Here is an 8,615-nt window from a genome sequence, read left to right as displayed (position 1 = left end):
CTCCGTCAAAAACTCCCGCAACAGATCATCCATGAGCTACGCCTTACTGACCTGACCCCTGGACTTCGGCGCCTGCGCCACCTTTGGCACGGACGGAAGCCCTATTCTCGATCGTTAGACATCCCTTTTCACAGTCCCGTTAATTTCATCCTCCGTCCTAATACGGATATTGAAGAGAAGTTTGCGGTTCGCCCGCATGCGGCTGCGCCTTTCGGCAAAACCGGCTCCGCGCCGCGACGGTGGGGACGCGTGAGGTAAACGGGCCGATAACAGCGGGCGAAGCGCGCCGGAAAATCCTGCTCATGAAGGACGATAGGGGCGGCCTGCGGGACATCGAACCGCGCCGTCCGCAACCAGAGGCGCAGTCGCGCCCCTCAGTTCGCATTGGCGGCGCGATCTGCGTGGTCCGCGGACGCGGTAAACGAACCGTTACCCCGTGGCCATAGCCGCCCGCGCCGCGCTAACCCAATCGCGCGGCCGAGGCGATGTCGCCGTCGGGACGGTGCTCCGCCAGGCAATCGTTGATGGCGGCGAGCAGCGCGTGCGGCGTGAACGGCTTGCGCAGACAGCGTGCGGCACCGAGCTCGAGCGCCATCCGGAGGAAATCGGGTGCAGGCGAATTCAGATTTGCAAAGGCGTAGCCGGACATCGCGATCAGCGGAATGACCGGCGCCCGCTCGTGAAAGAGCCGGATCGATTCGAAGCCGCGCATGTGCGGCATAAAGATATCGATGATCATCAGATCGAATTGCTGGTGTTCGAGCGCGCGCAGTCCGGCTTCACCTCCTTCGGCAATCGTTACCCGAAAATTGTTGCGCTGGAGATAGACCTCGATGGCCATGCAGACCATCGGGTCGTCGTCGACAACGAGAATATGGCGCAGACCTTCTGTCCCCATTTGAGTTTCCCGTTTTGGCGATTCAATAATTGAACCGTGGGGCACGCCGTTCTCCTTTGCTTTCAATCGAAAAAATGGACGGTCGCGAATGTCGTTGGCGGCACGGGGAAGATGGACGCGAAATCTGCGGCCACGCGGCGCCAGGCTTCATGGCAATATTGGATGGCTGTAAATGCTGGTCCAACGGACGACACTGCGCGGGTCGACCGGCCTCTGATCGCAGCGCGGATGCAATGCTTCCGGCTCATGAAAGCCCCCCTGCAGCTTTTTCCTGCGCAGCCCCTGCAGGACCGGCGCACAGGCTCATGAGCGAATCAGCGCGCCATTCTTATTTCCGCCGCAAATGCCGCAGCCTGTCTGCCCTCTAACGGGTATATGGACAGCCCCACAACCTTTACAATATGTTTTTGTCACCGCGCAACTGGATGACGAGCGGGCTTTACACCGATCGTACATCGAACACGCCGGATTGACCTTCGATGATTGCGAGCGGCCGCCCGTCCAACCAATTACTGCAAATGCTCGACGCGGCAGATCTCGATCTGCTGCGTCCGCATCTCGCCACAGTCGAACTGGTCAGGAAATCTGTCTTGTGCGAGGCGGGTGCTGCGCTGAGATATGTCTACTTCCCGCATGGCGGATCCGTTTCGATCACGGTGGGCCTGTCCGAAGGACAGATGATCGAGGTGGCGATGCTGGGCCGCGACAGTGTCGTCGGTGGCGGCGCGGCGCTTGCCGGCGGCATCGCGCCGACAGACGCGGTCGTGCTGTTCCCAGGGACCGCTTCCGTGCTGGAAATCGCAGCTTTCCGTACGGTCGCTGCCGCAAGCGCGCCGTTTCGCCAGCTGATGGTCCGCCATGAGCAGGCCTTGCTCGCGCATGCGCAGCAGTCGCTGCTCTGCAATACGCTGCACCCGGTCGAGGCGCGCCTCGCGCGCTGGCTCCTGCGTGCCCGCGATCTCTCGGACAGTGAAATCCTGCCGCTGACCCAGGAGGCGCTGGCGCAGATGTTGGGCGTACGGCGCAATGCCGTCTCGCTGGTCGCGCATGCGCTGCAGCGGGCCGGCATCATTCACTACAGCCGCGGCCAGATTGAAATCCTCGATCTGCGGGCGCTGGAGACGACGTCCTGCGACTGCCATTCGGCCGTGAAAGCCCACCACCTCCGCCTGGTAGGAACCGGGCCGTGACGACAGCTCGGCGCAATCAACGGTATGCGGGCGTGCACGCAGCGTGGCAGGACCGCTGCCGTGGTCGGACAACTTGTCCCAATTGCCAATATATCCCGGCGTGAACATGATGGAACTTACCCGCCGCCGGGCGTGATTTCGTCTATCGCGATTCGATGGCGCGGGAACGGGAGGCAGCTTTTGGAAACGATGGTGCGCTCAGCCAACGGTTTCCTGTCCGCACTGTCGGCAGACGACTATGAATCGATCCGCCCGCACCTGCGAACAGTCGACCTGCCCCATGACGCAGTGCTGGTCGAGACCGGCGAGGCGCTGAAGCGCGCGTATTTTCCCCACCGCGGCGTCATTTCGCTGGTGGTGAAACTCGCCAAGGGCGAGCATGTGCAAGTCGCCATGATCGGCCGAGACAGCCTGCTCGGGACGCTCTCGACCATGGGCGATGCGTCCGCGCTGAACACCGCCATCGTGCTGGTTCCGGGCGTCGCGTCGGTGATGGATCTCGACCGGCTGCGGATCGCCGCCGATCAGAGCAGCACCCTGCGCACGTTGCTGACGCGCCACGGGCTCGCGGTCTACGCCCAGGTCCAGCAGACGGCAGGCTGCAATGCCGCCCATCCGGTGGAGTCGCGGCTGTCGCGCTGCCTGTTGCACACGCATGACCTCTCGGGCGACTACCGGCTGCTGCTGACCCAGGAGGCCATGGCGCAGATGATCGGCGCACGGCGCAACAGCGTGTCGCTGGTCGCCAACACCCTGCAACAAGCCAATTTCATCCATTACAGCCGCGGGCACATCCAGATCACCAACCTCGACGGCCTGCGCCAGACGGCGTGCGAATGCTACGCCACCGTGAAGGCCCAGTACGACCGGCTGCTCGGCGCGCGCTGACCGCCGCACGCGCATGGTAAACTGCCTGCTAATGCCGGCCTGCAAACACCTAGTGTCCTGCTACCGGAACTGAAATTCGAATGCCGTAGACACGGGGCATTCCTCGCGCCGGGACGTGCCGCGCGACAAATGACCCGTGATCAAGGCAGCAGGCCCATGTTTGAAGTCACCGTCGCGCCCGCGCAGAAGGCGCTCGATGCCGAGCCTGCGCGCGAGCCGCGCGCTTACGAAGCGCTGGTGCGCGAGATCGGCGAGGACGGTGCCTGCGAAGTGCGCGATGTATTCTGGAGCGAGACTTCCGCGCGCCTGCAATTGTTTCGCACGCTCCCGCCGGCGCAGCATCACGCCAGGATCGCGCGCGAAGCGCATTCGCTGAAGAGCGCGGCCGGAACGTTCGGCTATGTCAGGCTCGCGGCGCTGGCGCTGCGACTGGAGAAGTCCGCAGAGAGGCTCGGCGATGGCGAATTCCGCGATCTCCTGGACCTGATGGACGCCGCCTACGCCGCCGCGCGCGCGCAGGAGCCGCAGGGCTAACCACACGCGCGTGCATTCCCGCCGTACTTCTACGGCTTGGGATTTTTAGAGATGGCTAATCATAGGTGGCGATAGTCGCCGGAAACCAGGAGGGTTTCCATGTTCACCTACGAGACCGCGGACCAGAAAGAGGTTCGCCGCTTCCGTATTGCTCAGTTCAACGGCCGCATGGCGACGGTGAGGGCTGGCGAGTCCACGGTGACCGGCTTCGTGCGTTCGGTGCTGGAGCATGAATCGAGCATGCCGCCCCGCTGGACCATCACGATCATCCCGAACGGACCGAAGGAAGAGATCAAGCCGCTGCGTCCCGTCTCGCGCGCGCGTCCCTTCGCCGAAGATTATTTCTGAGCGCGATCGGGTTTTTCAGACGTCCCGGAAGATCTCTCGGGGCCTTGTCCGCATCGCCCGCCGGCGCTGCAACACACCAGCCTCAGTCGATCGAGTGCAGCAGCGCCGCGCGGACGAGATCCGCGGTGTTGCGCGCACCGAGCTTGCGCATCGCCTCGGCGCGATGGCTCTCGAACGTGCGCGGGCTGATCTGCATTCGAAGCGCACCCTGCTTGTTCGAATAACCTTCGCTGATCAGCCTCAGCACCTCGCGCTCGCGCTTGGTCAGCCGCTTCTGACCCGACAGGCTGAGGAGTTCGGCGCTCGGCACGCGCTGGGCCTGCTGGGCGCGGACGGCCTTCGATTCCGCGTCCTCGGCGCTGGAGGGGATCGACAAGCCACCCTTGTGAGGACCGGCAAGCTGCTTGACCAGGCCGCAAACGCGCTCGGTTTGTGCCAGCGCGTTCTCGACCACGCGCTGCAAATAGGCGCGGTCGCCGGTCACAGGCGCGAGTTGATCGCTGTGATGCTTGATCTCGCCCATGTAGAGCAGCAGGGCAGTCAGGGGGCCGTTGAGCTCGCGGGCGATGGCAGCAGCCATTTCGTCGGCGGCCTTGGCCCGGGCGGCGCTCAGGCGGACGAAATCGAGCTCTTCAGTTGGAGCAGCGCTGCTTTCGTACCATTCCGACGGCCGCGAATCGGTGGCCGTATCATTCTGTGACCCCATGTCACTCGTTTAGCGGAACCGGGGGCGGTCTGTGGTTAACTTTTTGCTCCGTAAGACTACGGTGATTTTGTCGGTTTTGCGTTAAAGTGGTGTCGCCGGCACAATTTGTGCTTGCGTTTGGCAGCGCCGGCCCACGCCAGGGTTGAGTTTCTCGCCCAAAACTTGGGCAGACGGACGAAATCATCCTTAACGCTGCTTTGGCCCGACGCCGCCCCCCGGGTTTTACGGATTAATTAACGGCGACTTGCTTCTCTGAGGGGAAGTAGAGAGCGCGCAAATGCCTCCACGCATTGGGCCCGCACGCCCGCGGGAAACGCTGCGAAAGATTGCGTGCCATGAACGACATCGATCGGCTGTCGGAATTCCTGCAGAGGCTGACGCCGCTGTCGCGCAGCTGTCTGCTCAGCGAACTCGAACGGCTCGAGCTGTGCGGCATCGACATGCCCGGCTCGTCCGACATCCAGTCGCGCTTGCGCGCCGAGTTTCGCAAGGACGGATCGACCCAGGCGCGCGCCACCAGCCCGTCGCGCTATTTCTTCGCGCCGCTCGAGTTGCTCCTGATCGACGGCGCGCCCGAGCACGCCAATATGGGACGGATCTCGCGCAACACCCTCACCCCGATCTGGGAGTGGATCTGCCGCGACCTGCTGCCGACCATGGCACGCGATTACATCAAGGCGATCAACGACCAGGTCGCCGCCAACAACCCGAAGGAAGTCCTGAAGGTCGCCTCGACCTTCCAGACCAAGGTCGTGAAGGTCCTCGAGAGCACCTTTGCCTCGGCCGAGAGCACCGAATTCGCGCGCGGCAAACTCGCGCAATACACGGCCTCACGCACCGCCTTCGACGACGTCAGGAAGATGCAGCACGTGCTGCGTGCGGGCAATGCGCTGCCGAAGTTCAACGAAAAGCTGCCTGAGAAGATCGTGAAATTCGACGACGGCCGGGTTGCCCAGATCACCGCGCAGCTCGACGCCTTCAAGAAGTCTCATCCCGATGCGCTGCCCTTCGCGCTGGCGCTGGTGGCGAGGCGCCTGACGATGCCCTGGCAATTGGCGCGTCTCGCCACCAAGGCCGCTGCGAGCAAGAGCGTCACCGATGTCGCCGCGACGCCCTATGCCTGCGTCATTCCCATGGTACTCGACCGGCTCGACGACAAGCGCCTCGCGCTTCGGATCGCACTCCGGCACAACCGGGTGCTGGTCGCGCGCGACCTGCTCGCCGAGATCTACGACACCGAATATGCACTCAAGGTGCGCATCGACGGCATCGAGGGTTGCGAATGGGGAATCCGGCTCCAGCAATTGATGGACGCGATCGCGGCGCTGGTGTCGGCCGAGGTGAGCCGCTTCCCGTCCAATGTCGGCCACATTCTCGGCTCGCGCCGGCTGCGCAGCCACGACACGCTCGGCGGCAAGCTGACCTATCTGGCCTGGAAGGGCCGCGACGTGATGCAGGACGGCGCGGCGGCGTTTCGCAAATTGATCGGGCAGACCTGATATCGCGCGAGGTGCCTAAAGCATGATCCGGAAAAGTGCGCAGCGGTTTTCCGAAAAGATCACGCTTGAACAATAACCCAAAGCGCGATGATCGCATCGCGCTTTAATGCGCACGCGGCAGGTACAGGAAGCGATCGAGAAATCGCCCTGACATCACGATCCTGAACCACCAATACATCATTCGCCGCATCGTCATTGTCGTAAATCCTCGACAGCCCACCACCGGCTGTGCGGAGCAATAGCGCAGGTGCAGCAATGCGCGTGTGATGCACTTCACATTTGCAGCCGTGGGCCCGGACGCGGTGTCGCAGAACCGTCACGAGCGAAAGCGAAACTTGCGCGCATCGCGCGAATGCAATCCTCCGAACGTCGCCGCCGCACGCTCCCAATCCACCCAAAGCCATCGGGGAGAGCGACCGCCGCAACGCAGCCCGCCCACCGCGGACGACGCGGTCCTGTTCACCGTCTTCGTCGCAACGAGCGGGCGCACACCCCGAAGAAACGCCGGAAATTAATCTCCGCTGGTCGCGTCGTTGCTTCGAAAGGGCACACATCTGCGTCGCTCGCTTCCATCCGTCGGCGAACAGGACGCAGCTCAGATCGCGCGAGAGACATTTCGCGTGCGCTGGCAGGCGTTGCGCGCGTGGTGCTCGGGTATGCGAGTTCTTTGCGAAGAGTCTGTCGACAAATTAGCTCGAATTGCAGGGCTTAACGTTACTCAGATAATTCAAGAACGATGTGAAGCTCTCCTTATTTGAACCCACGCTCGGCGTTTAAGAAACCGTCACGGAACGGGAGTGGTGTTGATGAACGATGGGATGGTTGAACTCGTCGGACGAAGGCCTGTGACCTTCGGACGACGAAAGGTAACGCCGCGCGCCTGCGTGGCCGATAGCAAGCGGCATCTGCGCGCCTTCCTCAGCGAGGTGCTGGAGGATCTCGGCTTCGTCACCAGCGAATGCGCCAGCTCGGACGAGCTGCAAACCGTGCTCGCCACCGAATTGCCGGACCTGATCCTGCTCGGCGTCGCCGCCGACGGCATCGAGCCGGGGAGATTCCTCGAAATACTGGTGCGCGAGGCATTCGCCGGCAAGGTTCTCGCCGTCGGCGCCCGCGAGTCGATCATCGTCAAGGCCGTGCGGCAGGTCGGCGAGGAATATGGCCTTGCCATGCTGCCGCCATTGACCACGCCCTTTGCGGCGGAAACGCTGCGCGAGCGCATCGCCATGCTGCTGCCGGAAGAGCCCGCGCCGAGTCCCGCCGTGCATGTCGGCGAGGCCCTTCATGCCGGCTGGCTCGAGCTCTGGTACCAGCCCAAGATCGACGCGCGCACGCTGATCCGCAGCGGCGCCGAGGCGCTGGTACGGATGCGGCATCCGACCTGGGGCGTGGTGCCGCCGGCTTACTTCATTCCCGAAGAGCGCGATCCGCATCTGCGCGACCTCTCCGAATTCGTGATCGAGCGCGCGATACGGGACTGGCATTATCTGCTGGAGCAGCAGACCCCGGTCGATCTCTCGATCAACCTGCCCGCGTCCTATCTTAAGGAGCCGCAGGCGGTGCGCGATCTCTGCCGCCGCGTGCCGACGCATCCGGCCTTCGGCGGGCTGACGGTCGAGATCGACAGCGAGGAGGCGATCCGCGATCTCGATCTCCTGACCGAGGTCGCGCGCGAGGTCGGGCTACACAATATCGGCCTGTCGATCGACAATCTCGGCGCCAACTGGCCGGCGCTGATGGAGCGGGACAAAGTCCCCTTCGTCAAGCTGAAGGCCGACCGGCAATTCGTCACCGGCAGCGGCAGTGACCGGTTGAAGCGCACGGTGTGCCGACACATCGTCGAGCTCGCGCAGGGCTTTGGCGCGCGCAGCGTGGCCCAGGGGGTCGAAAGCCGCGCCGACCTCGTCGCCGCCAACGAGCTCGGCTTCGATCTCGTGCAGGGCTTCCTGTTCGGCAAGCCGATGCCGCTGAAGAAGTTTGCAAAGGGCGCGCTGACGAAGACAGTGATGGGGCAGGCGTGAGGCACAAGCCTCACGCAAACCGGCGTGCGAAGAAGACGCAGGCGACAACGAGCGCGGTCGCCGCGATCATGCTCCAGGCGACGGGCTCGTGCAGCAGCAGGCCGGCGAGCGCGAGACCGAAGAACGGCTGGAGCTGCTGCAACTGGCCGACACGCGCAATGCCGCCGATCGCAAGGCCGCGGTACCAGAAGATGAAGCCGACGAACATGCTGAAGATCGAGACGTAAGCGAGCCCGATCCAGGCGGGCACGCTGACGCCGCTCCAGCTCGCCGGCCAGGTCAGAACCGCGACCGGCACCATCAGCGGCAGCGCGAGCAGGAGCGCCCAGGAGATCACCTGCCAGCCGCCGAGCCGGCGCGACAATGCGGCGCCTTCGGCATAGCCGAGGCCGCACAGCACGATCGCAGCCACCATCAGGAGATCGCCGGTGAGCGAGGCCGAACCGCCATTCGACAAGGCAAAGCCGGCCACCGTGGCGCTGCCGAGGATCGCGAACAGCCAGAACAAGGGCCGCGGCCGCTCGCCGCCAC

At 63.7% G+C, this 8,615-nt stretch carries 9 protein-coding genes; 6 read left to right on the top strand and 3 right to left on the bottom strand.

The window, feature by feature from the left end; all coding sequences use genetic code 11:
• Positions 1–460: 460 nt before the first annotated feature.
• Positions 461–943 carry a response regulator gene (locus IC66_RS0124270; RefSeq protein WP_038949377.1) on the bottom strand — a complete coding sequence of 161 codons (483 nt, stop codon included), beginning with the start codon at positions 941–943 and terminating at the stop codon, positions 461–463.
• Between the two features lie 434 nt (positions 944–1,377).
• Here IC66_RS0124270 and IC66_RS0124265 point away from each other — a divergent pair, with 434 nt between their 5' ends.
• The 4 genes from IC66_RS0124265 (at position 1,378) to IC66_RS0124250 (ending at position 3,858) form a co-directional block, all read left to right on the top strand.
• Positions 1,378–2,088, top strand: a complete 711-nt coding sequence (locus IC66_RS0124265; protein WP_038949376.1) for a Crp/Fnr family transcriptional regulator — start codon at positions 1,378–1,380, stop codon at positions 2,086–2,088.
• 189 nt (positions 2,089–2,277) lie between these two features.
• Positions 2,278–2,976 carry a Crp/Fnr family transcriptional regulator gene (locus IC66_RS0124260; RefSeq protein WP_038949375.1) on the top strand — a complete coding sequence of 233 codons (699 nt, stop codon included), beginning with the start codon at positions 2,278–2,280 and terminating at the stop codon, positions 2,974–2,976.
• Positions 2,977–3,132: 156 nt separating this feature from the next.
• Complete coding sequence (locus IC66_RS0124255) at positions 3,133–3,510, top strand: Hpt domain-containing protein (RefSeq protein WP_028139175.1); 378 nt, start codon at positions 3,133–3,135, stop codon at positions 3,508–3,510.
• Positions 3,511–3,609: 99 nt separating this feature from the next.
• Positions 3,610–3,858: a hypothetical protein gene (locus IC66_RS0124250; protein WP_038949373.1), complete on the top strand. Its 249-nt coding sequence runs from the start codon at positions 3,610–3,612 to the stop codon at positions 3,856–3,858.
• 82 nt (positions 3,859–3,940) lie between these two features.
• Here IC66_RS0124250 and IC66_RS0124245 read toward each other — a convergent pair whose 3' ends face one another.
• Positions 3,941–4,564, bottom strand: a complete 624-nt coding sequence (locus IC66_RS0124245) for a helix-turn-helix domain-containing protein (RefSeq protein WP_028139177.1) — start codon at positions 4,562–4,564, stop codon at positions 3,941–3,943.
• Positions 4,565–4,899: 335 nt separating this feature from the next.
• Here IC66_RS0124245 and IC66_RS0124240 point away from each other — a divergent pair, with 335 nt between their 5' ends.
• Both IC66_RS0124240 and IC66_RS0124235 read left to right on the top strand, forming a co-directional pair.
• On the top strand, positions 4,900–6,063 hold the full coding sequence (locus tag IC66_RS0124240) for a hypothetical protein (protein ID WP_038949372.1): 1,164 nt from the start codon (positions 4,900–4,902) through the stop codon (positions 6,061–6,063).
• 806 nt (positions 6,064–6,869) lie between these two features.
• Positions 6,870–8,084 (top strand): EAL domain-containing response regulator, encoded by a 1,215-nt coding sequence (locus tag IC66_RS0124235; protein WP_028139179.1) that lies wholly within the window; start codon positions 6,870–6,872, stop codon positions 8,082–8,084.
• Between the two features lie 10 nt (positions 8,085–8,094).
• On the opposite strand, the gene IC66_RS0124230 is transcribed toward IC66_RS0124235, so the two are convergent.
• Positions 8,095–8,615, bottom strand: a 521-nt coding sequence (locus IC66_RS0124230) for a DMT family transporter (RefSeq protein ID WP_038949371.1), incomplete at its 5' end; no start/stop codon positions are given.

The sequence above is a fragment of the Bradyrhizobium genomosp. III genome, assembly GCF_000261705.1.
GTDB lineage: Bacteria > Pseudomonadota > Alphaproteobacteria > Rhizobiales > Xanthobacteraceae > Bradyrhizobium > Bradyrhizobium ottawaense.
Note: the sequence above shows the minus strand (reverse complement) of the source record. Positions and strands in the feature narration are given on the sequence as shown.

Bases quoted from the DNA above. Each gene is read 5' to 3' on its own strand.
- IC66_RS0124245 (WP_028139177.1), bottom strand. From the start codon at position 4,564: ATGGGGTCACAGAATGATACGGCCACCGATTCGCGGCCGTCGGAATGG.
- IC66_RS0124240 (WP_038949372.1), top strand. From the start codon at position 4,900: ATGAACGACATCGATCGGCTGTCGGAATTCCTGCAGAGGCTGACGCCG.
- IC66_RS0124260 (WP_038949375.1), top strand. From the start codon at position 2,278: ATGGTGCGCTCAGCCAACGGTTTCCTGTCCGCACTGTCGGCAGACGAC.
- IC66_RS0124235 (WP_028139179.1), top strand. From the start codon at position 6,870: ATGAACGATGGGATGGTTGAACTCGTCGGACGAAGGCCTGTGACCTTC.
- IC66_RS0124250 (WP_038949373.1), top strand. From the start codon at position 3,610: ATGTTCACCTACGAGACCGCGGACCAGAAAGAGGTTCGCCGCTTCCGT.
- IC66_RS0124265 (WP_038949376.1), top strand. From the start codon at position 1,378: ATGATTGCGAGCGGCCGCCCGTCCAACCAATTACTGCAAATGCTCGAC.
- IC66_RS0124255 (WP_028139175.1), top strand. From the start codon at position 3,133: ATGTTTGAAGTCACCGTCGCGCCCGCGCAGAAGGCGCTCGATGCCGAG.